The sequence below is a fragment of the Streptomyces sp. NPDC037389 genome (genome assembly GCF_040636475.1).
GTDB classification, from domain to species: domain Bacteria; phylum Actinomycetota; class Actinomycetes; order Streptomycetales; family Streptomycetaceae; genus Streptomyces; species Streptomyces hesseae.
Genome location: NZ_JBEZUS010000003.1, coordinates 12,452 through 39,104, shown reverse-complemented (window position 1 = coordinate 39,104; position 26,653 = coordinate 12,452). Strand labels below are relative to the sequence as shown.

Genomic DNA, 26,653 nt, shown 5'->3' with positions numbered 1-26,653 from the left:
CGTACGTTCTTACAGACTAATCGTCATCCGCATCTCCGCGGCAGGCCCGCCCCCGCCCCACCACCCGCCCCTCGGTGCGGCAAGGCTTCCCCGCGCGGCGGCGGCGACACCGCTCCCACGCCGGTGGAGCCGGGTGTCACTCCATGCGCCGGGCGGCGCCCAGCAGACCCGTCTCCGGCTCGGTCGGCCGGGTGGTGACATACATTCGTGACGAACGTGTGCACCAAAGCGTGACGCCGTCGGGGAGCGTGGACAGCGTTTCGACGTCCTCCGGCGGCAGGCTCATCGTCCGGCCGATCTGCCGCGCCTCGTCGGGCGACACCCGCTGAACGCCCACCAGGTCCGCCTGGGTCATCAGGCGCGGCGTGGTGGGGCTCGGATAGGGGAGCAGGGTGAGCACCGACTGCCAGGGCGCCGGGCCCGTACGGCCGCGCGGCGGCCGGGCCCCGCAGTCGCGGACGACGAGCACGGGGCTGTGCACGGACGGCCCCTGCGGCGGCATCCGGCCGACGTCGTGAAGCGTGACGCACTGCTGCCCGCTGTTCGCCGACTGCGCGAGCGGCGTCCACAGCTGCCGCCGTCCGGTCTCGACGGCGACCCGTGCCCCCGTACCGACCGCGCGCAGCGCGATGACCTGGGCCGTCCACGCGCCGCCGACCAGGACCATGTCGTAGGGGACGGGCCGCCCGAGGCCCAGGACGGCGGGTGCGCCCTGCTCGTCGGACCCGATGACCACCCCGTCGTCGCCCACGGGCAGCGCCAGCGACGCGAACTCGTCGGGCGCCAGCTCGTGCCGCCCGCGGCGCGGCCCGAGCAGCCCGAAGCCGAACCGCGCCCGGCGGGCGGGCTGCGGGGCCGCCACGGCCGGGTCCGGCGCGGCCCGGGCCGCCCCCGCAGGATCCGTTACAGGCGGTGCCGTCACCGGAGTGTTCATCAACGCGTCCCTCCCAGCGGCAGCGTGGCGAGCACGCCCGGCACCTGCTCGTGGTCCAGCCGGACCAGCCCGACCTTCACCGCCCGGGCGGCCCGCTCCAACTCACGCCGCACCGCGCCCAATCCATCCGCACTGCGCCCGCATATCCGTACATGCCCGGTAAGTGTCGGCGCGTGCCGTCCCTCGATCGTCCGCCCCCGGCCGAGCGTCAGGCTCAGCGTCGTCGACAGCGCGGGCAGCGACGTGAGCAGCGCGGCCAACTGCGGCAGACCGGCGCCGCCCGCCCCCAGCCGGGGCCAGCGGCTCACCCAGTACACCGAGTGCCAGCGGTCGTCGCAGCGCCAGGCGCGCGAGGTCTCCGCCGTGCGCCGCCCGGGCGTGCCGGCACGGCCCGCCTGCGCGGTGGCCGCCGGATTGAGGTCGGCCGCCGCCGCGAGGGCGGCCGTCAGCTCCTCCTCGGACAGCGGCGTCGCCGTGAACCCGGCGCCCGGCAGCCGGCTGGCCAACTGCCGCGCCGCGCGCAGCACACAGCGCCGCGCTCCCTCGGCGCCGCCTCCGCGCGCCGCCACGGCCTCCGGGCACAGCTCCGGGTCGAACTTCAGCGCCACCCAGGTCTGCCGTACCGCGGGGGCGCCGCTCATCTCGTGCAGCAACGCGTAGTTCCGCGCGGGCAGCGCCTGTGCGGGCAGATGAGGGGCGGGCGCCGGCAGGGTGCTCTGCACCACCTGCACCGACTCCAGCAGGACGCCGTCCACGTCCATCGCGTCCCGCAGCAGGTCCAGCGGCAGCGCCCGCTCGGTCCGCGCGGCCCGCAGCGGCCGGTCCACGGCGTCCACGCGCAGCACGGCCGTCAGGAACGTGCCGTCGCCGACCAGGCCGACCGGCTGCCCGTCGCGATCGGTGAACGACTCGGTCCACAGCGCCGGTTCGCACTCCACCAGGGGTGCCAGACGCGGATCCGTACCCGGCGGCACCGGCTGCGCCGCCGCGCGCCGCGCCCGTCGCCGCAGCGCCGCCACGGCGGTCAGCCACTCCATGACGGGCCGCCGCCCGAGCCGTACGAACGCGAGCGCCACCAGCACCGCCGCGACCACCACGGCCGGGACGAGCGCCACCCGCCCACCGGCCCAGCCGGCGAGCACCACGGCCGCCGCGAGCTCCAGCAGCACCAGCTGCGGCAGCCGGACCGGACCCGGCGTCCCGTGCCCCGGCGCCGGCCGGGGTACGACACCCCCGGCACCGGCTGTACCCCCGGCACCGGCGGTCCGCGCACCGGACTCCGGACGCCTCCCGGAATCCGGACCCCTCCCGGCCCGTACGCGCGTCATGGCAGCCACGACCCGTCAAGCCCCCTCGCACATCCCGGAATGCACCGCCGGGAAATCGGATGCCGCCTCGGGAACCCTCCCCCGGCGACAGGTGTCGATCACTTACGGGCATAGTAGAGGCTCGGTACGACACCGGACCCGATAGGGCCGCGCCGGGCGACCGAGGGAAGCCACGGCGAAAACGGGGGAGAAACAGCTCGAGATGGCATCACGGCGGGACGAACTCAACGCCTACACCTTCGCGAAGAAACGGACGGTTGCCGCTTTTCTTCAGCCCTCGCCCACCGGTTCCGAAGAAGGCGCCCCGCGTCCGCTGCGCACGGTCCTGCCCGGTGTCGTCATCGGCGCCCTGCTCGTCGCCGGCTTCGGCGCGTGGGGTGTGTTCCGGCCCGTGGCGCCCAAGGGATGGGACGACGTCGCCGGCCATGTGATCGTCGGCAGCGACTCCACCACCCGCTACGTCGTACTGAAGACGGACGGCAGGAAGCAGCTCCACCCCGTCCTCAATCTCGCCTCCGCCCGGCTGCTCCTCGCCCCCGGCAAGGCTGGAGTGATCAAGGTCCGGGAATCCGAGCTCGACGACGGGCATATTCCGCGCGGCCCCACTCTCGGCATTCCGTACGCACCGGACCGAATGCCCACGGCGGCCCAAGCGGGCAAACCGAAACAGTGGGCCGTCTGCCAACAACCCGGGGGCAACGGGAAAACCACGCAGAAAGCGGTCTTCCTTTTCTCCGCGAACGACCCGAAGGCCAGGGCGCTCGGCGGCGCCGGACGGCTGCGCGGCGCGCAGGCCCTCTACGTCCAGGGGCCCGACGACGCCCGCTACCTCGTCGACCCCAAGGGCACCCGCTACCTCATCGGCGGCCCCGACTGGCAGCACCAGGACCCCGCCGACCGCAGCGTCCTCCTCCGCGCCCTCTTCCCCGACGGCGCCCAGCCCCAGCACGTCACCAAGGAGTGGCTGGGCACCCTCGGCGAGGGCACGCCCATCACCGTCCCCGCCGTCGGCGGCCGCGTCGGCGAACCGGCGGGCGTCCCCACCCTCAAGACCGGGGCCAACCGCGTCGGCATGATCCTCCAGGCCCCCACGGGCGCCACCACCCAGCACTACGTCGTGCTGCCCGGCAAGGTCGCCCGCGTCTCGGAGTTCGTCGCCAAGCTCCTCCTCAGCAGCCGTGACCTCGCCCCCCTCGGCCAGGCCGGCGCCCCCGAGCGGGTGAGCGCCGCCGACTTCACCCCCGACGCCGAGGAGTTCCACGGCGGCGACCACTGGCCCGCCCAGGTGCCCCGCCTCGCGGGCGCCGGCGACCCCCTCGCCGGCGGCGGCACCGTGTGCGCCCTCTTCGGCGGCCTCGACGCCTCCGGCACCCCCGGCCTCGGCGTCTGGACCGGCAAGGACTACCCCGCGACCATCCCCGACGGCGCCACCAGCGCCTATGTCACCCCAGGCTCCGGCCTCCTCTACCGCCAGGTCACCGGGCGCCAGACCCGTAGCGGCGCGGTCTTCCTCGTCACCGACACCGGCCTGCGCTACGCCGTGCAGTCCAACAACGACAGCGCCACCGACAAGTCGAGGATCGGAGCGGAGCCGGACGGGGCCCGGCCCGGCGAGGGCCCGACGGTGCCCGAGGCCGACCAGGCCCGCGTCCGGCTCGGCTACAAGGACGTCGACCCCGTGCCCGTACCCGCGAACTGGTCCCAGTTCCTGCCGACCGGGCCACGGCTGGACACCAACAGCGCCAAGCAGCCACAGGGTTCGTGAGGAGCGTCCGTATGCGAACGCAGGCCCTCCTCACCGCCACGCTGCTGACCGCCCTCGCCACGGGGGCGGCGCCCGCTCCCGCCTACCCGGCCCCGGTCGCCCTCGACGGAAGCGGCGAGTGCACCTACCCCGCCAAACCCATCAAGGGCACCCCCTGGTCTCTCCAGCGCGTCCTCCTCGACCAGCTCTGGCAGGACACCCGGGGCAGGGACAGCCGCGGCAACCCCGTCCGCGTAGCCGTCATCGACACCGGCGTCGACAACCTCAACCCGCAGCTCAAGGACGCCGTAGACGCCAGGAGCGGCACCGACCTGCTCACCGGCGCCAAGGACCCGGGCGGTCAGGGGCCCGGCCCGGCACCAGGACCCGCCGGGCCCGCGGGCCCCACCGTCGACCCCGTCGGCCACGGCACCAAGGTCGCCGGAATCATCGCCGCCCGCCCCTCCCCGACGAGCGGATTCGTCGGCATCGCCCCGGAGTCGGTCATCATCCCGATCCGGCAGAACGACGAGAAGGGCACCGGCACCTCCCGCACCCTCGCCGTCGGCATCCGGCAGGCCGCCGACGCGGGCGCCCGCGTCATCAACATCTCCCAGGACACCGCCACCCGGCTGCGCCCCGACTCCGACCTGGAACAGGCCGTCCAGTACGCCCTCGCCCACGACGTCGTCGTGGTCGCCTCGGCCGGCAACGACGGCGCCGACGGCCAGGCCAAGGCCACCTACCCGGCCGCCTACCCCGGCGTCCTCGCCGTCGGCGCCTCCGACCGCAACAACGAACGGGCGCCCTTCTCCCAGTCCGGCGACTTCGTCGGCGTGGCCGCGCCCGGCGTCGACATGGTCTCCACCGTCCCCGGCGGCGGACAGTGCGTCGACCACGGCACCAGCTTCTCCGCCCCCTACGTCGCCGGGGTCGCCGCGCTCATCCGCGCCAAACACCCCGACTGGAAACAGCACCAGGTGGTCGCCCAGATCGAGCAGACCGCGGAACGCCCGTCCGCCGGCCGCGACCGCTACATCGGCTGGGGCGTCGTCGACCCCGCCCGCGCCCTCACCGAGGACGACCACCCCCTCGACCGCGTCACCGCCCCCGGCGGCCCGGCCCACCCCGTCGCCGCCCCCGAACCCGCGGCCCTCCCCCTGGGCGAGACCCCGAGGGAGCGACAGGCCCGCCTGGCCACCTACGCCCTGGGCGGCACCGCCGCGCTGGTCGCCGCGATCGCCGGCTCCGCCGTCGTCGTACGCGACCGCAACCGCCGCCGCGTCCGTACGGGGTCATGAGCGTGCCGGTGACCATACGGATCGACGCCTGCCGGCCGCCGCCGAAGCCGGGACCGCGCACCAGGGCCTGCCGGCGTCCGCGGCCGTATCGGCAGGCACCGCTACGGCTCCTACGGCTCCGCTTATGGCCGTACGGCCCCACTCGCTCGCGTGGTCGCGACGCGCGCCGTCCTCGCAGGCACAGCCGTGCGCACAGTCGCAGCCGTATCCTCTCGCCGCCCGCCAGGGCGGGCGGCACCGCAGATAGGAATCCATGACTCAGCCACCACCTCTTCCACCGCACGGCGGGGAGCTGCCACCGCAGGACCGGGCGGCCACCCGCCTCGACGGGCCCGGCACTCCGCCGACGCCGCCGGGAGCCGTACCGACAGGCGGGCCGGCGGGTGCGTCCGGCTTCGGGCCGGCGCCCCAGCCGTTCGGGCCCGCCGCGGCGGCCGTGGCGTCGGCGGCCACCGTCACGGCCCGCCCGCCCGGCCAGGGCGGGAACGGCAAGCGCCGCAAGGCCCTGGCCATCGGGCTGGGGCTGCTGCTGGTCGCCGGTGCCGGAACGGGCGGCTGGCTGCTGTGGGGCCGGAGCGGAAACGATCCCGCCCCGAAGTCGAAGGGTCCGGCCCGGGCCGTCGGCGCCACACTCGACTGGATGGCGCCGGTGCCGGACGCCGACAAGGAGCACGGGCTGAAGCAGATGGCCCCGCTGTGGTTCGCCAAGGGCAACGCCATCATGGCCACCAGCAAGGCGGTGACGGCGTACAACACCGAAACGGGCAAGCCCAGCTGGACCGTCCCGGTCCCCGGCTACGCCTGCAAGACCTCCCCCAAGGCCGTCGACGGCATCGCCGCGATCATCCACGGCAAGGACCAGTACGCCTGCGACATGCTGATGGCCGTCGACGTGGAGCACGGCCGTGCCCTCTGGTCGAAGCAGCTCACCAACGAAAGGGGCCTCAGCGGCCCCCACGACGGGTCCAGCATCAGCATCGACCGGGGCCTCATCTCGGTGGCGGACACGGGTGGCCCTCCCAAGGTCTTCGCCGTGGGGAACGGCGAAAGGCAGAAGCCCCGGGATTACGGATGCCGGGAGTACGGCGCGGTCGCCGGCCGCTCGCGACAGCTCGTCCTCGCCCAGTGCCAGCCCTTCGGGCGGATATTCGTCATGAATACGCAGCCCAAGTCCGATCTGGAGAAATGGATCTGGAAGGTCCCGGACGGGCTCACCGTCCAGAACATCCTCTCCGTCGAGCCCGCGCTGCTGGTGGTCGGCAGGGAGAACGACTCCGACCCCTCGGACCTCGTGAGCCTGGACGACAAGGGCCACCTGCGGAGCCTGATATCCATCTCGGCGGGACCGTACGACTTCAGCGACTGCTGGAAGACCGAACTGACGAGCTGCCACAGCGCCGTGGTCGACGGTGACACCGTCTACCTGCCCATGAAGAGTGCCGACATGAACGTCGACGGCGTCAACGTCAACGCCATCGTCGCGATCGACCTGATCACGGGCAAGAAGCGCTGGACCGCCCCTCTCGGCGGAAACCGGGGCAACCGTCCCGTGGCCATGCACGAGGGGCGCCTGCTCGTCTACCAGCAGGCGACGAAGGACGAGAGCGGAAAGCTGCTCTCCCTCGACCCGGCCGACGGCAAGCCCGCCGACTTCATGCGGCTTCCCCAGGAGTCCAACGAGCAGGAATTCAGCCTCGCCCGCAGTGGAAGCGCCTATTTCCACGACGGCCGCTTCTACCTGGTCGTGAACGAGGGCCTGATGCACAGCACGATGATGATGTCGTTCCACTGACGAGTGCGTGCCAGAACGAGAAACGGAATCCAGGAGCCAAGTCAGTGACGCAACCACCCCGATACGGCTATCCACACCAGCCGCCGTCGGCACCACTTCCCCCGATGACACCACCGTCCGTATCCACCACCCCGCGCCCCGTCTCCAGCCTCGGCGGGAACTTCACCCCCCGCCGATCGCCATGGCGAGGGCCGGCCGTGCTCATCGGCCTGGTGATCGTCCTCCTGCTCACCGCGGGCGGCTGGGCGCTGTGGTCGTTCATGGGCGACGGCCGGTCGAAGCCGAAGGACCCGAACGGCGCCGCCCACGCTCCCGCGGCGGGATCGGTCGCCTGGCTGGCCGAGGCGCGAGTGAAACCCGACGAGGGAATGCGGCAGGCCCTGGGCACCTGGTTCACCTCGACGCTCGTGGTCAAGGCCGAGCCGGATGTCGTCACGGCCTACGACATCAAGACCGGTGAGAAGAAGTGGTCCTTCCTCCTCACCGGCTCGCTCTGCGCCGCCTCCCGGGAATCCGAGGGGAACGTGGCGGTCATCGCCGCCATGTTCGGGAACCACTGTATGAACCTCAAGGCCATCGACCTGCGCGACGGCCATCGCGTCTGGGACGAACTGCTCATGGACGAGAAGGACGCGGGCGACAACCTCGACCCCAAGAAATGGGGCAAGTCCGGCCCTCATCTCGCCCTCCACGACGGCCACGTCTACACGACCTGGAAGGACGGCGAGCAGACCCGCCGCCTCACCGACGGCAAGCGCGTGGACCAGCGGAAGCAGGACGCCTGCGAATGGGCCGACACGGCGGGCGGCATGCAGCTGATCGCCATCACCTACTGCGGGGAGAGCGAGATCAAGCTCCGCTCGCTCGACCCCAAGAAGCTGGACAAGCCGAAGTGGAGCTCGTCCCTCAAGCGCAATGACGGCTTCGTGTCCGTCATCTCGACGGACCCGCTTGTCCTCTCCCAGTCACCCGGGAAGGGCGGCGCGGACAGCCGGTACGACTTCGTCGTACTGGACCCGGCGACCGGCAAGGAGAAGACGCGCGTCGCCTACAACAGCTACTGGCGACTGGGCGCGTGCTTCCTCTCGACCTCGGGCTGCACGGGAGCGCTGGTCGACAAGGGCGGCAACAGCCTGTACGTCGCCGGCCAGGGCGTGACCATGGCCTACGACCTCACCACCGGCAAGGAACGCTGGACCTACAAGAGCGACGCCAACCGCGTCACCGTGCCCACAGCCGTCCGCGACGGCAAGCTGGCCACCTACGTCCCCGCGAGCGCCGAGCGCCGCGGTCGGCTCGACTACGTGTCCACCGCCGACGGCAAGGTCGCGCGCGTGGTCGAGCACTCGGACGGTGAGGAGGACCGCAAGAACGAGTCGACGATGGCCAAGGTGACGTTCCCCCGTCTGGTGAACGAGCGCCTTCTCCTGATCGTCGACGGAGGAGTCGCCAGCGACGAGGACGGCATGATCCTGGCGATCAGCGCTCCGGACGCGTGACGGTCGGTACGGCGTGGGGCGCGCCCCGCTGAGGCGCGCCCCACACCCCCCGTCACTCCTTGACGTCGGCCCCGGTGCCGGCCACGGCCTCACCACTGTCGTCGACGTCGATGTCGAACTCCCCGTCCCGCACCCCCAGAACGAACGCCTCCCACTCGCTGGCGGTGTAACGCAGCACGGTGTCCGGGTCGTTGGAGGCCCGCATCCCGACAGCGCCACCCTCCAGATACGCGATCTCCACACGCACCTCGGAAGTGTCACCCGGGGCGCTGAGCCACTCGGCGCCCGAGATGTCCATGGCGTACAGCGCTTCCTTCTCTTCTTCAGTGGCCACTGCGCGGGGCTCCTCTTCCGATCAGCCGACGGTATGGGTGCGAGGCACTGCGGTCGACGCTAGCAACCGGTGGGGTCGCGGAGGCGGGAGTTCGGCCACCTGTCCATCGATCGATTCGATATCCGACGTGCAGAAAGGGGTTCATTCCATGACCCAACCACCACCCCCGTCTCGTACTCCTCAGATATGGGACACCGACATCAGCCGCCGCTCCCCGGCCCCACCGGGTTTCGGACCGCCGCCTCCCGGTTTCGGCGGGGGAGGGGACGAGGGGAGCGGACCGTCGGTCGGCCGCCGCCGAAAGGCCCTGCTCGTCGCCCTCGCGCTCTTACTGATAGCGGGCCTGGGCGGCGGCGGATGGTTCCTCTGGGGCAGGGACGAGAAGAGGACCGGGCCGAAGGCGAAGAAGCCGGCACCGGCCCGTGTCGAAACCCGCCTGGACTGGCTCGTCCGCACCCCCGACAAGGACAAGGACATTGGCGCCAACGGGACGCCCAAGAAGCCGGTCGTGTGGTTCACCCATGGGAACGTCATCCGTACACGGGCGCGTGACATCACCGCGTACGACGTCCGGCAGGGCAAGGAGCAGTGGAACATCCCGCTGCCCGGAGTGCTCTGCGCGGCCGCGCGCGAGCCCGACGGCGACACGGTGGCCGTCATGTACTCGAAGAACGGCAACGACTGCAACGGCGTCATGGCCGTCGACCTCGGCAGCGGGCGGAAGAAATGGGACCAGCCCCTGCCGCTGAACGATCCCAGGATCACGGACTACGGCGACCCGCAGATCATGATGCTCCGGGGCAAGGTCAAGGTCATGGGCTCCAGCGAATCGGTGACCTTCGCGGCCGGTGACGGCAAGGTGCAGGATCATCCCAAGCTCTCGTCGAGCGACAACTGCATGGAGAACCGTGCCTCGACGGACGGGAAGACCCTGGTGTCCATACTGCTCTGCAACTTCGGCAACCGGCAGTTCGTCCAGCGGCTCGACCCGGAGACGGGCAAGGAGGACTGGACCTGGAAGGCGCCGGAAGGCCTTGAGGTCAGAGGCGTTCCCTCCGTGGATCCGCTCGTCGTCTCGGTCGCCCGCGGGGAGCCGCACGCGGACTTCCCCACGGATCTGATCAGCATCAGCCCGGAGGGGCGGACCAGAGCCGTCATCTCGCTGACGGGCAACGGCAACGCGGGCCAGGCGATTGTCGACAAGGACACCGTCTATCTGGCGAGTGAGGGCCGGGAGACGTCGAACAACACCCAGGAGAACCGCGTCATCGCCATCGACCTGGCCAGCGGCGAGAAGCGCTGGGAGAACAAGGTCGGAGGGAACCGGGTCAGCTGGCCGATCGGATTCATCGGCGACAGGCCGCTGGTCTACCAGATCGCCCAGTCGGGAGAAGGCGGAAAGCTCGTCACGCTCGACCCGCGCGACGGATCGCCGACGGTGTACAAGCGGATGCCGGCGGAAAGCGCCGAAGAGGAGCGGAACGTCGCGTTCATGGGCGAGGTGTACTTCCAGGACGACCGGCTCTTCCTCTTCAGCGAACCGAACAACAAGCCGGAGAACTTGCTGCTGTCGTTCAGCTGACCGCACTCAGCAGGACTCAGCAGCAGTCAGCCGCATTCCGCGCTGTTCCCGACGGAGAAAACCGATGCCTCAACCGCAGCAGCCCTCCTACCTCTCGCATCCGCCGCTGCCCTCCTATTTCCCGAAGCGGACCACGGGCCGTCGCAAGTTCTGGATCGCGGGCCTGGTGCTCGCCCTCCTGCTCGCGTGCGGCGGGGGCGCGTACGCGCTGTGGGGCGGTCCGGGCGACGACCGGGCACCCTCGGCGGCCCCTGGCGCGGGCAGCGCCGGGGCAGGGGCCCTGGCCTGGAAGAAAACTGCCCGCACCGAACCCTCGAAGGGTGCGAAGAGCGCGCGCGGCGCCTGGTTCACGCCGACCACGGTGGTCAAGCCCGAGCCAGACATGGTGACGGCCTACGACCTCAAGTCCGGCAGGAAGCAGTGGTCGCTGGTGCTCGACGGCGTGCTGTGCGCGTCATCACGGGACGTCGGAGGCGACCGTGTGCTCATCGCCCTCAAGTCGGCGGGCGTGTGCGACGTGATGACGGTCATCGACATCCGGCGCGGAGTCCGGCTCTGGACGCAGCCCATCGCCTTCCACAGCGCCGATGACCCGGACCTGGACAATTTCCGCCCCGACAAGTGGCAGGCCGAGCTGGAAGTGGCGGTGAGCGGCGAACACGGACTGATCACATGGGCCACGGGCGCCAAAATCATCCGCCTCACCGACGGCAAACTGATCGGGGACTCGCCCCAGAAAGCGCCCTGTCGCTATGAAGGCGCGGCCGGTGGCTCCCGGATGCTGACCGTGGCCCGCTGCGAACGGCAGTCCCGGGTGCGTTCCCAGAACCCGGAGGCGCTCGACAAACCTCACTGGACCTGGGAGGGCCGCGAAGGCGAGGAGGTCGACGAGGTTCTCTCGACGCGCCCCGTCGTGCTCCTCATCGGCGACGGACAGAATCGCCTGCTGCGTCTGGTCACCCTCGGCGACACCGACGGCAAGGAGCGTTCCCGCATCGAGCTCCGCGATGACCACGACTCCCACGCCTGCTCGGCGAGCATGAGCAAATGCCCGGAATACCTGGTCGACGGCGACACGGTCTATCTCGCCGGGAAGGGATCGACGGCCGCCTACGACCTCACCAACGGCCGAGAGAAATGGACGTACAAAGCCGACGCCAACCGGACCGCCTTCCCGGTCGCGGTCCGTGACGGCCGACTCGCCGTCTACGTCGCCGGCTCCCCGGAACGCGTCGGCGAGCTCTCCCACGTCGCCACCCGCACGGGCAAGGCCGCCCGCACCACCCGCCTCGCCCCCGACCTCCGCGCGACCGAATGGCGCCTGGCCCGCCCCAAGAGCCTGGTCGCCCGGCTGGCGGGGGACCGCCTGCTGCTGATCAACGAGGGCGCGATGGAGTCCCTGGACACGGACGTGATCGTCGCGGTCGCCGCGCCCTGACGGATGCCTTCCTGACGCATGCCTTCCTGACGCATGCCTTCCTGACGCATGCCTGACGTGCGCCTGGCGGAATCTGGTTCGAGTGTGTCAGAGGGTGTGACTACAGTGACGAGGGCATGGGGGAGGGGGAGTTGGAGATGAACGCCCGGGGGACGAACGGCCGCCTGGCCAAAGAGGCCGAGACGCTGACGACGTTCAAGAACCGCATCGACGAGGTGCTGGCCGACCTGGAGAAGTCCGCGGCCTCGCCGAAGTCCATGGGCGACCAGAAGGTCGCCCATGACGCCTTCGGCAGGGGCTTCGGCTCGGCCGAAGGCCTGGCCGCGCTGTACGACGCGGTCCACGCGAGGTTGGAGACCCTCTCCAAGGTCTTCGGCGACCAGGTCGAAGCCATGGGCCTCGCCGCAGTGATCGCCGAACGCGGCTACGACGGCGTCGACGCGGACGAGGCCGCCCGGATGCGGGCGATCCAGGAGCGTACGCACGAGTACGAACACGGCCCGACCACCCGGAGCACCGCACCCGGCACGCCTGCGGGCACCGGCGGGACCGGACTCTAGGGGGAGGACGAGACAGGAATGTCGGACTCGGAATTCCAGGGAAAGTCGCACGAAGCGCTGTACGCCATGGTGGTCGACGCCAAGCCGGAACATTTGAGCGAGGTCGGAAAGGCCCTCAAGAAGGCGTTCACGGATCTGGACGGGATCAGCAGGGACCTCAAGGAACACGTCGGGCGCGTCAGACTCGAGGGCGAGGGCGGCGACGCCTTTCGTAAATGGGGCGAGCAAATGGTCATGCAGACCACGAAGCTTGCGCACTATGTCTCGTCGGTCGGCTCGGCGATGGACCACGCGTCCGAGGGCCTGACCAAGGCCCGGTCGAGCATGCCCAAGCCGAGTGGAACCGTGTGCCTCACGGACCCGGAGAAGGAACGGGCGCGACTGAAGGCAGCGGAGACGGACCGCCAGCACGCGGTGGATGCGATGCGGACGCTGGATTCGTACTACCGGACGGCGCAGGCGGATCTGGGGAAGCTGGAGGAGCCGCGGTTTGTGCTGCCGCCGGATTTCAACCCGCCTGCGGGCGAATGGGAACGACCTTACGAGACTCCGTCGCCGACCGGATTGGCGGGCGACGGCGCAGGGAGCCGTGGGAGCGGCGGTTCCGTACCCAGCGCCTCGGTCGGTTTGAGTGGGACGGCACCGAGTGCTCCTCGCGCTCACGAGACGACGTATGCGAGCACGCATCCTGTTATGAACGGGGCCGCGACCGAGGCACATGGCACGGATTGGACCTCGGGCACGAATATCGACTCGACGACCGCGTTGCCGTCATCGCACACAGTTGTACCGACGCCTGATGCCGTTCAGCATCATGGGGGTGCCCCGGTGTCCGAGAAGCCGAGCGGCCCCTTTCCTGCCCTGCCTCAGTTGCCGATCGGCGGCCGAGGAAGGGGAGGGGACATGGCGCGAGGAGGCCCGGGCTTTGGGCGCTCGGGGATAGAGGTGGCTTTGCCACGCGCCGCCAGCGGGCCACGTATGAACGATGGGATCGTGGGAGGGGCGCCGGCTCGCCCGGGAGGCGAGGCCGGTGCCGCGAAACTGCCGAGGGGCACGGTCGTCGGCGAAGAACGAGGCCTGACGAGTCGTGGCCCCGCAGGGCCAGGAGGTTACTCCGGTCCGGTCAGCGGTAGCCCTCCTGGTGCGCAGGGCACCGGTACGGGACGAAGGCTGGTCTCCGAGCCCGGTGGTGTTGTCGGCGGCCCGCGCGGTTCGGTTCTGGGCCAGACGCCGCCGGGTGCGCGCTCGGAATTCACCCCTGGCGGTTCGGGCCTCGTGCGAGGGGCTCAAGTACCGGGGGCGGTAACCCCGCACATGGGAGGCGCTACACCAGGAGCGGCCCGACGGGCATCTGCCGGTCGGCCTGGATACCTCACTGAGGATGAGGAGACCTGGACGCGCGGGCGACGCGATACTGTCCCACCTGTCATCGAGTAGTCCGAGGGGACTCCTTACGCATGTCATTCATGTCCAGAGGGACGCGGCCGTACGCTCTGGTGACGCTCCCTTTCCTGACTGCTGTATTGGCGCTGGGCAGCGTTGTGCCGCAAGCCATGGCGGACGATTTGAGGTCGCGGCAGTGGTACCTCGATGGCATGCAGGCAGAGGAAATGTGGCAGGCGAGCCGAGGTGAGGGAATCACTGTCGCGGTCATTGACACGGGCGTGGACTCCTCTGTACCTGAACTGCGGGGGCAGGTGCTTCAGGGTGCGGATGTATCCAATAAGCCGTCAGGGGCGAATGCGGACAAGGACGGTCATGGGACGAACATGGCAACCCTGATCGCAGGGACCGGAGCTGGTAATGGAATCCAAGGGCTCGCACCGGGAGTGAAGATTCTTCCGGTGCGAACCGTTGGCAATTTCATGGCGGATGTCAACGACTCGCTCGATGACAAAGCGATCCGATTCGCCGTGGACCATGGCGCTCGTGTCATCAACATTTCCATGGGCGGTCCTGACAGCGTGGGCCGGTCGCCGAAGACAGAAGCGGCAGTGAAATACGCGTTGAGTAAGGGCGCCCTGGTCTTCGCCTCTTCGGGAAACGATGGGGACATGAGTAATCTTCCCAACTACCCCGCGGCGATCCCCGGAGTCGTTTCCGTAGGCGCGATCGACAGCTCCAACACGGTGACCAAGTGGTCGAACAGCGCCAGCAACGTGGCCCTCGCCGCGCCGGGGGAGAACATCCCGGGCCGCTGCACCAAGAGCGAAGGGTTCTGCGATGGTGGCGGCACCAGCCAAGCCACCGCCCTCGCCTCCGCCTCCGCCGCCCTGATCTGGTCCAAGCACCCGGACTGGACCAACAACCAGGTCCTGCGGGTCATGCTGGAAACCGCCGGCAAGCCGACCACGGGCAAGATCCCGAGCCCGTACATCGGCTACGGTATTGTCCGCCCCCGCAAGGTCCTCCTGGACGGCGAGGGCGATCCCGGCCCCGCTGACGTCAACCCGTTGCTCGCCGCAGGCGAATCCGCCTCGCCGAAACCGCGACCTTCGAGTGACTCGATGTCATCGGCGAGCCCGAACCGCCGTTCCGCCGCAGAGTCCGGCTTCGCCAAGGGCGGCGGCACCGCTCTGTCGTGGGGCGTCGGTATCGGCGTCGTCGCGATCGCCGGTGTCGCGGTCACCACATTGATGGCGCGACGCCGACGGCAATAGCAAGGGATCCGAAGCGGATCACGAAGCGCGAATTCGAAACGAACCGATTCGCAATCAACTCATGGGGGATGGTGAAACATGTCGAACACGCAGAAGGTCAATGACGACGCGTTCAGAACGTTCAAGAACGCCATGGACCAGTCGAGCCAGGCGTTCACAGCCAACCTGCGCACCCTGTCCAATGCCATCGCGACCGTCGACGGCGCATGGAAGGGCCAGGCCAGCACGGTGTTCAAGACCGCGCAGGAGGAGCTGAACAGGGAGCACGACGCCGTGCGGCGCCTCATTGACCACGTCAGTGAGGCGGTGGCCAAGACGCATACCCTCACCGGCGCCACCGACCAGGAAATCGCATCGAGCGTCGGCTCCGCCAGCGCGATCGACCAGTACAGCTAGTAGCCAGGACAACTGGGCCCTGAGGGCCCGAACACGACATGGGGAGCGGGAAAATGGCAACAAACGGTGGCGAACTCCTTGTCACCTACGCCTCCCTGCGGGAAACCGCAGGGCAGATCAAGGGCGCGGCGGGCGTGATCCAGAACGAGATCTCGGCCATGAAGTCGGCCGTCGCCAATGTCTCTGCCGGCTGGGAGGGCGAGGCCAAGACGGCGATGGAGGACGCCCAGAAGCGTCTCCAGGACAAGGCGAACAAGATCGGGGAGATCCTCGAGCGGGTCTCGGCGAAGATCCAGGAAGGCGCTGACCAGTACCACGTCACCGACGTGAAGGCGTCGCGGCTCTTCACCGAGGGCTACTGAGCCTGATCCGCTGAGCACCCGGGGGTGGGCAGCCGCACGGCGGCAGCCCACCCTCCCGCGTGCTCAGACCCGTGCGTAGAGCGCCCCGGCCTCTCGCGGGAGCACGACCCAGACCTTGCTCCCGCGAAGGGGCATGTCGGCCTCGGCCAGCCCGCAGATCCCGCCGCACGTGTCAGCGACTGTATCCAGCAATGACAGCGCTTCCCTCCGCCGCTCAAGACACGCGGCGATGATTTCCGCTGCCTCGTGCGCGGGGTGCTCGTCGAACACGGTCAGTCTCAGCACGCCGAAGCGCCACCGCATCGACAGATGGGTCTCGCGCCCGGGCGTGAACGCGTAGGCGTTGGCGAGGAGTTCGGATGCCGCGAGGACGCCGAGCTCGGCCAAATCGGCGAGCTTGTGTTCGCGTAGCACGGTATGTACCAGGCTGCGCGCGGCGCCGAGGCAGTACGGGCCCCCGGGCAACCCGAGGGAGTAGTTGAAGTTGGCGGGCGTCGGTACGGCCGACATCTCCGGTGGGCAGAGTGCGCTGTTGCTCATGCGCGTTCGCTCCAAGTGCTGGTGCAGTTGGGAGTTCTGGCACGCTGACCTGTGCCGGTGGCTTGCCTCCCTGGGCACGGGTACACCCACTCCAGGGAGAGTTGGGCATGCTCGCGCGGTGCGCTTCCGGCTCTGTCGCGTGTGAGCGGTGCGTCACTGAATGTAGGGGCACTTGGGCGTGCCGGACAACCTTGTCTGCAAAGACAACCCTGTCGGTAGACGTGGCCCCTGGCGCCACGGCATGCTTCGCATAGATCGCAAGGAGGGGTCAGATGCCGTCAAGGAGCCATCCCACGCAGCGGCAGCGACGCCTGGGCATCGAGTTGCGCAAGCTTCGCGAGGCTGCGGGCCTGAGCGCTCAGGACGCGGGTGCGCTGATCAACATCAAGGCCTATCAGGTCAGCCATCTTGAAGCCGGCCGCGTGGGGATCACCCCAGGCCGCCTGCGCACCCTGGCATGCAACTACGGCTGCGCGAACGAAAGCTTCGTGGAAGCGCTGGTGGCGTTGGCGGACGAGCGGGACAAGGGCTGGTGGGAGGAGTACCGAGGGTCTCTGCCTCCGGGGTATCTCGACATCGCCGAGCTGGAGGACGGTGCGCGCAAGATGCGCACGTCGTCCAGCGTCCATATTCCCGGGCTGCTTCAGACGGAGGATCACGCGCGGGCGATCTTCGAGGAGGCGGTGCAGCCGTTGCCGACCCGGGAACTGGAGCTCAGGCTCGTTCACCGCATGCGGCGGCAAGCGGTACTGGACCACAAGGAACCACCTCAGCTCGATGCGATCGTCCACGAGGCGGCACTGCGTATGCAGTTCGGGGGCCGCAAGGCTGCGCTCGCTCAGCTGGAGCATCTCCTGGCCGTGACCGAGCGGGACCACGTGCGAATCCGTGTCCTGCCTTTCGCCGCAGGGGGCTTCCCCGGTGCCGGGCAGACTGTGTTCTACGCCTACGGGGCGGTCTCGCAGCTCGACACGGTTCAACTGGACGCCGCGCACACCACGGTCTTCCTCACAGCTGAGCATCAGTTGGAGAACTACCGCGGCTTGTTCGAGCGCGCAGAGCGCAAGACGCTGTCGCTGAAACAGTCCCGCGAACTGATCCACGCAATCGCCAAGGAAGCATGAAAGGAACGGCCATGCCGGAGATCAAGTGGCAGGAGCCCTACTGCTCGGGCGGAGGCAACGCCTGCATCCAGGTCGGCCTCACCGCCGACGGCACCCCCATACTCAGAGAGACCGCCCGCCCCCACGAGCTCGTCACCACCACCCGCGAGGGCCTACGCAACTTCATAGAGGCCGCCAAGCGCGGCGAGCTCGACCACCTCATCTGATGAGGGCGGCGATCCGCCGGTCGCCATCCTGCCCTCGGCGACCGCACCCTCAGAGCGGAACCTCGGGCTCTGCCGCGCGCTGAAAGCGTTCCTCAGTGGCCGGTGACCCGGTTGCGGAAGTCTTTCAGCGGCATGGTCTTGTCCATCGGTGGCAAGGTGACGGTGAACTTCTCGCCGAACGAATCGTAGGTCGTGATGCTGGACCGGCCGTCACGGGTGGACCCCAATTGGAGGAGGTAGGACCTTCCCTCAGCTGCCACCTGGTAGACGTCGCTTGTCAGGGCATTGCTGGCGGTAAGGCCGTAGGACTTGGCACCGTTCACGCTGCTGTCCTGTTCCGGCGTGAGCTTGGCATTTTCGGGAATGCTGTACATGCTGGCGCAGCCCTGAGGCATCTCGCTCTTGACATAGACGTCGGTGAGGTCCGGCGGGACGGTAATGCTGGCGGTGCCTGACTGCTTCAGGGAATCCGCGAAGAGGGGCGCGCTGGTGTAGGTGGCGCCGTCCTTGCAGAAGATGTCGCCGTTCTTGCCCGTCTGGCTATTCGTCGTGTGAATGTGCAGACCTTGCCCAGGAACCGACCACATTTCCGTACGGCTGCCCTCGAATGCGGTCGTGGTTCCGGATGCGTGAAAGGAGGTGTTCCTCATCAGCAGGTTGGTGCTTGCAGCTTTTAATGAGCTCATGTCGGTGCTGGCAGGGGCCGGTGGCGTTTCTTGTGGGTTCGATTCGGATGGCGTGATGGTTGCTGCGTGATGCGGAGTGGATCCGCTACCACATGACGTGAGGGGCAAAGCCAGTGCGGCCATGGCTGTGATCGGCCACGCGACAGGAGCCTTACGCATGGATCTCCATATCTGAACTCGATGGCGCTGCGGTTACGGTGCGATTCGACCGCAGCCGAGCTTGTTGCCCGCGGCTTTTACGAAGGAATCGAAGAGCGCCTTGACTTCCGATTCCTCGGTCGGCCTTGTCGGTCGTTTTTCCATATGGACGGAAAAGTAAGTGTCGCCATCCTTGCAGGAGGCGATGATTCCTGTTTTCCTGTCGCCCTGAGCGTTCCAGCCCTGAGGTGGCCTGGCGTTGAGGTAGCTGATTTGTTGAGCCTGGGCTGAGACCAGCGTTTTGTCTCGCGTTATCGAGAATCTTGTGTAAGGGCTCTGGGCGCCCTTTGGGGTCAAGTCGCAGGTCCAGACCGGATTTGAAAAATTCCCGGATTGCTCGACATGTCGGCCTATCCCGGCAGCGCCTGTGACAGGGGCGGTGAATCCCCTGATTCCGCACACGGCGTCAGGACTTGTGTTTGTGATCTCGGGGGGCGATTCAAGAGTTGTGGGGGCGGCCAGCTCTTTCTTGGCGCACCCCTCCCGTCGTGCCGCGTTGTTCGCAGCGTTCACCAGGAGCCGCGCCAGCTCCATCCGAGCCACCGGATGTCCTGGTACGCCTGCTTCGATCACGTGGACGCGAGGGCCGTTTTTGTCGGGGCTCCAGCATGACTGAGGGAGGAGGACCCAGCCGTCAGTGTCGGAAACGGCTCCGATGGCTGAGCCGGTGAAGAAGGAAACCTTAGCGGGGTACGACCACCTCGGCCGGACAGTGAATGGAAAGTTGCCCAGTTGCTGATAGCTGTCAACCCACAGATTCTTCTCGTTACCGCCAGTGAATTTGGCGATCTGCGTGAGTTTGCAGTGAAACTCGCCGAGCTTTCCTGCAGGCGGGGAAGTGGTGCTGTCGGAGGCCAGCCGTCCCACAGCACCAAGTGTGCGTTCGGCTTGCGCCTCGGATATCAGACCGTCGCACAGGTTGCTGGGACCCAACAGGTTCGTATTGAGCGCCAGATTGAGACCTCCGATGACCAGGGTGCATGCTGCCCCGGCGAAGAGGAGTCGCTTCCAGACCGGGACGGGGCGGGATGTCTCTGTCATTTTGCCGTCCGAAGGGCTGTGTACGCTGCGTCTCTTCCTTCGGTGAAACTCTGTCCCGCTTCTCGCCTCATCCCCGTCACCGCGTTGCTCTTTTCCACGTTCCTACCTTCGGCCCACTTGTCTATGAGGGTGTTGGTGGCGTCGATTCCTCTGGAATAGATGTCACTGCCTTCCGCTCTTGCGGTGTTTTCCCTGTTGGATATGGCGATCTTTGACTGTTCGTAGGTGACCGCATCGACGGTCCGCTGGGCCTCGTCGCCAATGATGGGGATCATGGTTATGGGGGTGCCTATGCCGTGATATGCATAGCGTGCTACATCGTTGACCCACTGGACGCCGGAATCCCGCTTGTCCAAGACGATGTCATGGGCTATCGAGTTGTAGATGCCGCTGACTTTGCCGACCTCTGCCCCTCGAGTCTCCCAGTCGTGGATGCTGTCTTTCGTGTCGATGTTTTGCGCCCCGCCTGCAAGCCTCTCCGCTGAATAGCTGAGCTCGGCATAATGCAGCGCCGCGAAGGTGTCCTTGTCGTCGGAGACGCCCCTCAGTACGCGTATGAGGCTGGCTTGATTATTGGCCAGATGGGAGTCGTCCCCGGATCCCTGTATGCGCGGTAGGCCTTGAGTTCTTCCCTTGTCCGGGTTCAGCCCGTCGAGGATGTCATGGGTGTCCGGGACATAGTGGATGAGTGCCCGCCCGAGCGGCTGCTGCAGGTTGCCTGGTATCGAGTCGCCTTGGTGATTGGCGTCGAGAATGCTGATGGTGTCCTGCATCACACGTGCTTGCCCCTCGCTATGGGGCCCGGGCTTGCCCATGGGGCTGCCGGGTTCACGGCCTGTGGTTGCGGCTTCGAGTGCTGCTCCGAGCCCTACCCGGCTGTCCTTCTCTTCGATGTCGCCGGCGCGGTGCTCGATGTTCCCCTGCCAGCTGGTTGTGTTGGTGAACTTCCAGTCCCGGTCGTGGAGGAAGTAGTTCAGCCTGCCGTTGTCCCGGTGCTGGGCGTCTTTTCCTCCTGCGCCGGGGTCCAGGTAGGCGGTGGCGGTTGCTGGATCTCGGCTCATGATGCCCAGTGCCGCGTCGACAGGATCGTTGGCGAACCAGCCGGTCTCCTTGCCCTGGAACTGGCCGTAAAGATCCCAGACATCGCGATCCTTCTTCTCGGCGGCCACCATGTCGTCGGTGACGTCCGCCAGAAACTGCGGGGAGTATCCGCTGCCCTGCTGCATGAGCGTGGCCAGGCTCTGATAGCCGCGCACCTTCTGGTCGTGGCCGATGCCGATGACATTCGTCTTGTTCGTGGCCGATTCGAGGTCGAACTTTTCCACCCCAGCCTTCTTGAGGCCCTCGCGCCAACCGTCGTAGAAGGTCGCATCGGATGTCTTCATCCAGTCCTGGTACGACTTGGAGTATTCCGCTGAACCGTATTTCAACGGCTTGCCGTCCTGGCCCTTGAAGTCTGGGACGCGGGTGGCCGAGGCCAGGGTGCCGGCCAGCCCCGTCTCGAGGGTCAGGTAATCGGCTTTGTGTTTCTTGTCGGCGACATAGGCCAGATCATTCAGCTTGTTGGTGAACTTGATGGTGTTGTCCGCGCCGAGGCTGCTGAGAAGCGTCTGGCTGAACGCTTTGTCGTGGTCGTTGTCGCGGAAGAGGCGCTGCATCTCCGCCATGTCCTTGGCGTCGAGGTGACCGGTGGAGTTGAGCTTGGTCGCCAGCTCGTACGCTTCCTTGGCCTCGACCTTCTCGATGTCGCCCTCGGCGTTCGCGTTGAAGCCGTGGGGCGTGCCGTCGAGGAGATCCGGTGTCGCGTCCTGGACCGCGGTCGTCAGTGCCAGCTTGACGCCCTGGTCCGCGTCGTCGAAGGCGCGGACCGCTTCGGCTATGCGCTGGTTCCACGAATTCTCGGCTTTGGCGATCGCCGTCGGGGCGTCGGGGTCGTGCAGGACGGCGGGGTCGTCGCGCTTGGTCCAGGTCGCGCGCCCGTCGTCGCCGATCCTCATGTGGTCCTTCTCGGCATCGGCGACCGCCGACTTCAGCTTCCCCCGCAACTCCGTGAACTGCGCGTGCGCGTCCCGCAGTAGGGAGGCGATCGCGCGGGCCTCCTTCGCCGCCGCCGTGTATTGGTCGTGCGTCAGCTGCATGGCCGACTTGCCCGCGAGGTTGGCCTGGCCGGTCCAGGAGCCGTCGGTGGTGATGGCCTTGACCTGGCTCTCGTAGTCCTTCTGCACGGACTCGAACTTCTTCGCCGCCGTGTCCCACTGCTCGGCCGCGGTTGTGAGGAGGGCGAGGTCCGTCGTCAGGACCTGGTGGTACGTGAGCATGGTGATCCTGAGCCCCTCAGTAGTCCGCTACGCGCGACGGGAAGGGCGGGTTGGCCGTCAGCGGGCCGCCCCCGCCGGGGCCGCCCGGTTTAAGGAGCGAGAACTGTCCTGCGATGCCCGCGTCCGTGCCGGTGAACAGCCGGGTCGTGCCGCTCAGCGCCGCCTTGTCGGCGGCGAGGCGGGCCTGGAGGGACTTCACCGACGCGCGCCAGCCCTTCAGGGCCTCGCTGATGCCGGCGCCGGTGGCCCAGTCCTTGAAGCCCCGCGCCGCAGCCTCGGACGTCTCGTCCGCCACCCGGCCGGCGGCCTGCGAGTCCGGTTCTATGTGCTGTTCCAGGGCCGATACAGCGGACCGTTTCTTCGCGGCCGAGGAAGAGAGGTCCGGCCCCCCACCGGCTCCGCCGCCCGGCACCCCGTTCAGCTGCGTCCGCGTCACCGCGTCGGCGCGTAGCTCTGCCCACTCGTTCTCGAACGTCACGATCCCCCCAGATCGTCGCCAAGTCACCTATATGACAAGGCATTCGTGCGTTCGAAGCTAACAAGGGTGGTGCGTGTGACGCACCACCCTTGTTGATCTCTTGGCGGATTCCTACCGCCCGTCTCCTACTGCTCCGGCACCCACCCCACCTGCACCAGCGGCGTCCCCCGCCGGCGTGAGACGAAGAAGCCGCGGCCCGGGGGCATCGGGCGCGGGCGGACGCCGCCGAGGATGTCGCCCTCGCCCGGGTCGCCGGACAGGACGACGCCCTGCGCGCCCAGCTCCTTCACCCGCTGCATAAAGGGTTCGAACATGGAGCGCGACGCGCCCGCCGAGTTCCGGGCGACGATGAAGTGGACGCCCACGTCCCGAGCGAACGGCAGGTTCTCCGTGAGCACCGCCAGCGGGTTCCCGCCGCCTCCTGTCGCGACGAGCTCGTAGTCGTCGACGATGACGAAGAAGCGCGGGCCCGACCACCAGCTCCGGTCGCGCAGCTGCTGCGGGGTGACGCCGGGCTGGGGTGCGCGGCGTTCCATCAGGCCGTTGAGGGCGTTGGCGTGGAGGGTGAGGGACGAGGCGATCGGGGCGTACTCCAGGAGGTGGGTGTCCGGGATGACGTCCAGGAGGGAGCGCCGGTAGTCGCCGACGACGATCTTCGCCTCGTCCGGGCCGTAGCGCTCGGTGAGCTGCTTGGCGATCAGGCGCAGCAGCGCCGTCTTGCCGGATTCGCTCTCGCCGAGGACGAGGAAGAAGGGGTCGGTCTCGAAGTCGACGAAGACGGGTTCCAGGTTGGTCTCGTCGAGGCCGATGGCCACGCCGCGCTCCGGGAACTCGGAGCCCTTCGGCAGCTCGTCCGCCCGCAGCATGCGCGGCAGCAGCCGGACGCGCGGCGCACTCGGCCCGGTCCAGGCGGTGCCGACCGCCGTGAGCAGGGCGGCTGTCGCGTCCGTCAGTGTCGCCGGGTCGCTGCCGCCGTCGATCCGGGGCTGGCCGGCCATGAAGTGGAGCTTCTCGGGGAGCTGGCCGCGCCCGGGGACGCCGGCCGGGACGTTGGCGGCGACCTTGCGGTCGAACTCCGAGTCCATCGTGTCGCCGAGGCGCAGCTCCAGACGGCTGAGGAGCTGGTCCTTGAGGGCGGGGCGGACCTCCATGTTGCGGGAGGCGGTTACCACGACGTGGACGCCGTAGCCGAGGCCGCGCGCCGCGATGTCCGTGACGACGCCTTCCAGCAGCTCGTACTCCTGCTTGAAGCTGCCCCATCCGTCGACCAGGAGGAAGACGTCCCCCCAGCCCTCGTCGGCGAAGTCGCCGGCGGCCCTGCGCCGCCGGTAGGTGGCGATGGAGTCGATGCCCCGCGCGCGGAAGAACTCCTCGCGGCGGGCCAGGATGCCCGCGACCTCGGCGACCGTGCGGCGTACGCGCTCCGGGTCGAGGCGGGAGGCGACGCCGCCGACGTGCGGCAGGCCGTCGACGGCGCTCATGCCGCCACCACCGAAGTCGAGTCCGTAGAACTGCACCTCGGCGGGGGTGTGGGTGAGCGCGAAGGAGGTCACCAGGGTGCGCAGCAGCGTCGACTTGCCCGACTGGGGGCCGCCGACGACGAGCATGTGGCCCGCCGCCCCCGAGAAGTCCCGGTGGAGGACGTCGCGGCGCTGTTCGAAGGGCTTGTCGACGATGCCCAGCGGTACCACGAGCCGGCCCTGGCGCGAGGGGTCGGAGGCCGTCAGACCCCGGCCCGGCACCTCGGCCAGCGGCGGTAGCAGCTGGTCGAGGGACGGCGCCCGGTCCAGCGGGGGCAGCCACACCTGGTGGGCCGGCGGGCCCTGGCCCTCCAGCCGTCGTACGACCACGTCGAGGACGGTGTCGGCGAAGGTGTCGTCCTCCGGACGCGCCGACGCCGGGAGGGACGGAGGGGGCGCGTACGTCACCGGCACCGGCGCCGCGGTGAAGAGCGCCGGGCGCCGCTCGACCGGCAGCGCCCCGCCGTCCGCGCCGGCCGGTCCGCCCGCCCGGTACGTGCCGGAGACGTACGCGGCCTTGAACCGGGTCATCTCGTCCGTGCCGAACTTCAGATAGCCCGACCCCGGCACCGTCGGCAGGTGGTAGGCGTCCGGCACGCCCAGCGCCGTACGCGACTCGGCGGCCGAGAACGTGCGCAGACCGACGCGGTACGACAGGTACGTCTCCAGCCCGCGCAGCCGGCCCTCCTCCAGTCGCTGCGAGGCCAGCAGCAGATGGACGCCCAGGGAGCGGCCGATCCGGCCGATCTGGATGAACATGTCGATGAAGTCCGGCTTGGCCGTCAACAGCTCGCTGAACTCGTCGATCACCAGGACGAGTGAAGCCAGGGGCTCCAGGGCGGCGCCCGCGGCCCGCGCCTTCTCGTAGTCGTGGACGTTGGCGTAGTTGCCCGCCGACCTCAGCAGCTCCTGGCGGCGCTGGAGCTCGCCCGTGATGGAGTCGCGCATGCGGTCGACCAGGGTCAGGTCGTCGGCGAGGTTGGTGATGACGGCCGCGACGTGCGGCAGCCCGGACATCCCCGCGAAGGTCGCGCCGCCCTTGAAGTCCGCGAGGACGAAGTTCAGCGTCTCCGAGGAGTGGGTGACCGCGAGGCCCAGCACCAGCGTGCGCAGCAGCTCGGACTTGCCCGAGCCCGTGGCGCCCACGCACAGGCCGTGCGGGCCCATGCCGTCCTGCGCGGCCTCTTTCAGGTCGAGCATCACGGGCGCGCCGTCCTCGCCGACGCCGATCGGCACGCGCAGCCGCTCGGCGGGCGTGCGCGGCCGCCAGGTGCGGGCGACGTCCACCGCGCCGGCGTCGCCCAGCCCCAGCAGCTCCGTGAAGTCCCAGTTGGCCAGCAGCGGCTCGTCCTCCTCGCCACTGCCGGGACGCAGCGGCGCGAGCTGTCGCGCGAGCGCCTCGGCGGCCTCGGGGGACAGCGTGTCCGGCACCCCGTCGTACGCCGCCGCCTGCGACCGCAGCCGCAGCGCGCCCGGCGCCACGCTGATGGCCAGCCCGCCCCGCAGCTCGTCCAGTCCGCCCGGCACGACCTCCACGACGGTGACGCCCTGCAAGCCCTCCGGCGAGGCGAAGAGCGAGTCCGGCGGCACCGCGGCGCCCTCCAGGAACAGCACCACGTGCGGCTGCTCCACCAGGGGGCGGGTGTCACGGCCGAAGCGGGGACGCCCCTCCAGGCGCGGTGCCAGCAGCTCCTCCAGCTCGCCGAGGTCGTCGCCGATCAGCCGGCGCGTGCCCGCCCCGTCGGCCGTGCCCGGCAGCTGCACGTGCGGCAGCCACTTCGTCCACTCCCAGCGGGCCGCCGCGCCGCGCCCCGCCACCACGGCGACGACCAGGTCCTCGGGGGAGTGCAGCGCGGCCAGCTGGGCGACGAGCGCCCGCGCGCAGCCGTGCACCGTGTCGGGGTCCCCCGAGAGGGTGACGTGGTAGAAGGCGCGCAGCGACACCGCCATGGGCAGCCCGTCCAGCGAGCCGTGCACGGCCAGGAAGCGCTGCATCGCGCCCGCCGTGAGCGGCTCCAGCTGGTCTATGGGCGCCGTCTCCGGGGCCACCAGTGGCGTCGCGAGCCGCTGCGCGCCCAGCCCGACGCGCACCTGCGCGAAGTCGTCGTCGGCAGTCCGCCGCTCCCAGACGCGGGAGCCCTCGGCGACCACCGACCACAGCTGGTCGGGGGAGGGGTGGAGATAGAGCTGGGCGTCGCGCTGCGCCCGCGCCGTGCGCCGCACGGTACGCCGGGTCTGCGCGAGGTATCTGAGGTAGTCGCGGCGCGCGTCCGCCATCTGCCCCTGCGTGCCCTGACGGTGCCGAACGACCATGGCGACGGTCATCCCGAGCGTCGACATCATCATCAGGACGCCCATGATCTTCATCATGGGGTTGGCGCCCGGCATGAAGAAGTAGACCATCGACGAGGCCATGCCCAGCGTGGGGAGCAGCTGCATCAGGAAGCCCTCCTGACGGCCGCGCGGCAGCTCCGGAGGAGCCTCCAGCCGCAGTTCCTCGCTCGGCAGCTCGGGCGGCAGGGCCCGAGGCTGGCGTTTGACGACGACCTGGGTCACGGAACGGCTCAACCCCTCTGCACCGAGGGGCCGTTTCCCGCCCGGCGCCCCTGTGG

The 26,653-nt window shown here is 69.0% G+C and carries 21 protein-coding genes; 12 read left to right on the top strand and 9 right to left on the bottom strand.

The window, feature by feature from the left end:
- Window positions 1-136: 136 nt before the first annotated feature.
- Window positions 137-934 (bottom strand): hypothetical protein, encoded by a 798-nt coding sequence (locus AB0E98_RS06990; RefSeq protein WP_361699445.1) that lies wholly within the window; start codon window positions 932-934, stop codon window positions 137-139.
- Window positions 934-2,115, bottom strand: a complete 1,182-nt coding sequence (gene eccE, locus AB0E98_RS06985) for a type VII secretion protein EccE (protein ID WP_361700488.1) — start codon at window positions 2,113-2,115, stop codon at window positions 934-936. The genes AB0E98_RS06990 and eccE overlap by 1 nt, the downstream gene beginning before the upstream one ends.
- Window positions 2,116-2,464: 349 nt before the next feature.
- Here eccE and eccB point away from each other — a divergent pair, with 349 nt between their 5' ends.
- From eccB to AB0E98_RS06965, 4 genes are all read left to right on the top strand, one after another.
- On the top strand, window positions 2,465-4,027 hold the full coding sequence (eccB, locus tag AB0E98_RS06980) for a type VII secretion protein EccB (RefSeq protein WP_361699443.1): 1,563 nt from the start codon (window positions 2,465-2,467) through the stop codon (window positions 4,025-4,027).
- A gap of 11 nt (window positions 4,028-4,038) precedes the next feature.
- The gene (gene mycP / locus AB0E98_RS06975; protein ID WP_361699441.1) at window positions 4,039-5,307 is read left to right on the top strand and encodes a type VII secretion-associated serine protease mycosin; all 1,269 of its coding nucleotides are present in this window, start codon (window positions 4,039-4,041) and stop codon (window positions 5,305-5,307) included.
- A 253-nt stretch (window positions 5,308-5,560) separates the two neighbouring features.
- Window positions 5,561-7,099 (top strand): PQQ-binding-like beta-propeller repeat protein, encoded by a 1,539-nt coding sequence (locus AB0E98_RS06970; RefSeq protein WP_361699439.1) that lies wholly within the window; start codon window positions 5,561-5,563, stop codon window positions 7,097-7,099.
- Between the two features lie 197 nt (window positions 7,100-7,296).
- Window positions 7,297-8,598 carry a PQQ-binding-like beta-propeller repeat protein gene (locus tag AB0E98_RS06965; RefSeq protein WP_361699437.1) on the top strand — a complete coding sequence of 434 codons (1,302 nt, stop codon included), beginning with the start codon at window positions 7,297-7,299 and terminating at the stop codon, window positions 8,596-8,598.
- A 52-nt stretch (window positions 8,599-8,650) separates the two neighbouring features.
- Here AB0E98_RS06965 and AB0E98_RS06960 read toward each other — a convergent pair whose 3' ends face one another.
- A complete protein-coding gene (locus AB0E98_RS06960) occupies window positions 8,651-8,932 on the bottom strand; it encodes a DUF397 domain-containing protein (RefSeq protein ID WP_361699435.1) in 282 nt (93 codons plus the stop codon).
- A gap of 148 nt (window positions 8,933-9,080) precedes the next feature.
- On the opposite strand from AB0E98_RS06960, the gene AB0E98_RS06955 reads away from it, so the two are divergent.
- The 6 genes from AB0E98_RS06955 (at window position 9,081) to AB0E98_RS06930 (ending at window position 15,930) form a co-directional block, all read left to right on the top strand.
- A complete protein-coding gene (locus AB0E98_RS06955; RefSeq protein ID WP_361699433.1) occupies window positions 9,081-10,514 on the top strand; it encodes a PQQ-binding-like beta-propeller repeat protein in 1,434 nt (477 codons plus the stop codon).
- 64 nt (window positions 10,515-10,578) lie between these two features.
- A complete protein-coding gene (locus tag AB0E98_RS06950; protein WP_361699431.1) occupies window positions 10,579-11,952 on the top strand; it encodes a PQQ-binding-like beta-propeller repeat protein in 1,374 nt (457 codons plus the stop codon).
- A gap of 137 nt (window positions 11,953-12,089) precedes the next feature.
- Window positions 12,090-12,512, top strand: coding sequence for a hypothetical protein (locus AB0E98_RS06945; protein ID WP_361699429.1), 423 nt, complete (start codon window positions 12,090-12,092; stop codon window positions 12,510-12,512).
- Between the two features lie 1,457 nt (window positions 12,513-13,969).
- The gene (gene mycP, locus AB0E98_RS06940; RefSeq protein WP_361699427.1) at window positions 13,970-15,172 is read left to right on the top strand and encodes a type VII secretion-associated serine protease mycosin; all 1,203 of its coding nucleotides are present in this window, start codon (window positions 13,970-13,972) and stop codon (window positions 15,170-15,172) included.
- 78 nt (window positions 15,173-15,250) lie between these two features.
- Window positions 15,251-15,568, top strand: coding sequence for a WXG100 family type VII secretion target (locus AB0E98_RS06935; RefSeq protein WP_311614096.1), 318 nt, complete (start codon window positions 15,251-15,253; stop codon window positions 15,566-15,568).
- Between the two features lie 53 nt (window positions 15,569-15,621).
- Window positions 15,622-15,930, top strand: coding sequence for a WXG100 family type VII secretion target (locus AB0E98_RS06930; RefSeq protein ID WP_361699425.1), 309 nt, complete (start codon window positions 15,622-15,624; stop codon window positions 15,928-15,930).
- Window positions 15,931-15,993: 63 nt separating this feature from the next.
- Here AB0E98_RS06930 and AB0E98_RS06925 read toward each other — a convergent pair whose 3' ends face one another.
- Entirely contained in the window at window positions 15,994-16,470 is a 477-nt protein-coding gene (locus AB0E98_RS06925; RefSeq protein ID WP_361699423.1) for an ATP-binding protein, read from the bottom strand.
- Between the two features lie 272 nt (window positions 16,471-16,742).
- Between AB0E98_RS06925 and AB0E98_RS06920 the strand changes: the two genes are divergently transcribed.
- Both AB0E98_RS06920 and AB0E98_RS06915 read left to right on the top strand, forming a co-directional pair.
- Window positions 16,743-17,594 carry a helix-turn-helix transcriptional regulator gene (locus AB0E98_RS06920; RefSeq protein WP_361699421.1) on the top strand — a complete coding sequence of 284 codons (852 nt, stop codon included), beginning with the start codon at window positions 16,743-16,745 and terminating at the stop codon, window positions 17,592-17,594.
- Window positions 17,595-17,605: 11 nt separating this feature from the next.
- A complete protein-coding gene (locus AB0E98_RS06915; protein WP_361699419.1) occupies window positions 17,606-17,800 on the top strand; it encodes a hypothetical protein in 195 nt (64 codons plus the stop codon).
- Window positions 17,801-17,892: 92 nt separating this feature from the next.
- On the opposite strand, the gene AB0E98_RS06910 is transcribed toward AB0E98_RS06915, so the two are convergent.
- From AB0E98_RS06910 to eccCa, 5 genes are all read right to left on the bottom strand, one after another.
- Window positions 17,893-18,609 carry a hypothetical protein gene (locus AB0E98_RS06910; RefSeq protein WP_361699417.1) on the bottom strand — a complete coding sequence of 239 codons (717 nt, stop codon included), beginning with the start codon at window positions 18,607-18,609 and terminating at the stop codon, window positions 17,893-17,895.
- A 69-nt stretch (window positions 18,610-18,678) separates the two neighbouring features.
- Window positions 18,679-19,725, bottom strand: coding sequence for a hypothetical protein (locus tag AB0E98_RS06905; protein WP_361699415.1), 1,047 nt, complete (start codon window positions 19,723-19,725; stop codon window positions 18,679-18,681).
- A complete protein-coding gene (locus AB0E98_RS06900) occupies window positions 19,722-22,043 on the bottom strand; it encodes a hypothetical protein (protein WP_361699413.1) in 2,322 nt (773 codons plus the stop codon). The genes AB0E98_RS06905 and AB0E98_RS06900 overlap by 4 nt, the downstream gene beginning before the upstream one ends.
- Window positions 22,044-22,059: 16 nt before the next feature.
- Window positions 22,060-22,521, bottom strand: coding sequence for a hypothetical protein (locus tag AB0E98_RS06895; RefSeq protein ID WP_361699411.1), 462 nt, complete (start codon window positions 22,519-22,521; stop codon window positions 22,060-22,062).
- Between the two features lie 125 nt (window positions 22,522-22,646).
- Window positions 22,647-26,597, bottom strand: a complete 3,951-nt coding sequence (gene eccCa, locus AB0E98_RS06890) for a type VII secretion protein EccCa (protein WP_361699409.1) — start codon at window positions 26,595-26,597, stop codon at window positions 22,647-22,649.
- Between the last annotated feature and the right edge of the window lie 56 nt (window positions 26,598-26,653).

What these genes read in the sequence shown, in the direction of transcription:
- AB0E98_RS06990 (WP_361699445.1), bottom strand. Translation starts at nt 934, where the DNA reads ATGAACACTCCGGTGACGGCACCGCCTGTAACGGATCCTGCGGGGGCG.
- eccB (WP_361699443.1), top strand. Translation starts at nt 2,465, where the DNA reads ATGGCATCACGGCGGGACGAACTCAACGCCTACACCTTCGCGAAGAAA.
- mycP (WP_361699441.1), top strand. Translation starts at nt 4,039, where the DNA reads ATGCGAACGCAGGCCCTCCTCACCGCCACGCTGCTGACCGCCCTCGCC.
- AB0E98_RS06970 (WP_361699439.1), top strand. Translation starts at nt 5,561, where the DNA reads ATGACTCAGCCACCACCTCTTCCACCGCACGGCGGGGAGCTGCCACCG.
- AB0E98_RS06955 (WP_361699433.1), top strand. Translation starts at nt 9,081, where the DNA reads ATGACCCAACCACCACCCCCGTCTCGTACTCCTCAGATATGGGACACC.
- AB0E98_RS06950 (WP_361699431.1), top strand. Translation starts at nt 10,579, where the DNA reads ATGCCTCAACCGCAGCAGCCCTCCTACCTCTCGCATCCGCCGCTGCCC.
- AB0E98_RS06945 (WP_361699429.1), top strand. Translation starts at nt 12,090, where the DNA reads ATGAACGCCCGGGGGACGAACGGCCGCCTGGCCAAAGAGGCCGAGACG.
- mycP (WP_361699427.1), top strand. Translation starts at nt 13,970, where the DNA reads ATGTCATTCATGTCCAGAGGGACGCGGCCGTACGCTCTGGTGACGCTC.
- AB0E98_RS06935 (WP_311614096.1), top strand. Translation starts at nt 15,251, where the DNA reads ATGTCGAACACGCAGAAGGTCAATGACGACGCGTTCAGAACGTTCAAG.
- AB0E98_RS06930 (WP_361699425.1), top strand. Translation starts at nt 15,622, where the DNA reads ATGGCAACAAACGGTGGCGAACTCCTTGTCACCTACGCCTCCCTGCGG.
- AB0E98_RS06925 (WP_361699423.1), bottom strand. Translation starts at nt 16,470, where the DNA reads ATGAGCAACAGCGCACTCTGCCCACCGGAGATGTCGGCCGTACCGACG.
- AB0E98_RS06920 (WP_361699421.1), top strand. Translation starts at nt 16,743, where the DNA reads ATGCCGTCAAGGAGCCATCCCACGCAGCGGCAGCGACGCCTGGGCATC.
- AB0E98_RS06915 (WP_361699419.1), top strand. Translation starts at nt 17,606, where the DNA reads ATGCCGGAGATCAAGTGGCAGGAGCCCTACTGCTCGGGCGGAGGCAAC.
- AB0E98_RS06910 (WP_361699417.1), bottom strand. Translation starts at nt 18,609, where the DNA reads ATGGCCGCACTGGCTTTGCCCCTCACGTCATGTGGTAGCGGATCCACT.
- AB0E98_RS06905 (WP_361699415.1), bottom strand. Translation starts at nt 19,725, where the DNA reads ATGACAGAGACATCCCGCCCCGTCCCGGTCTGGAAGCGACTCCTCTTC.
- AB0E98_RS06900 (WP_361699413.1), bottom strand. Translation starts at nt 22,043, where the DNA reads ATGCTCACGTACCACCAGGTCCTGACGACGGACCTCGCCCTCCTCACA.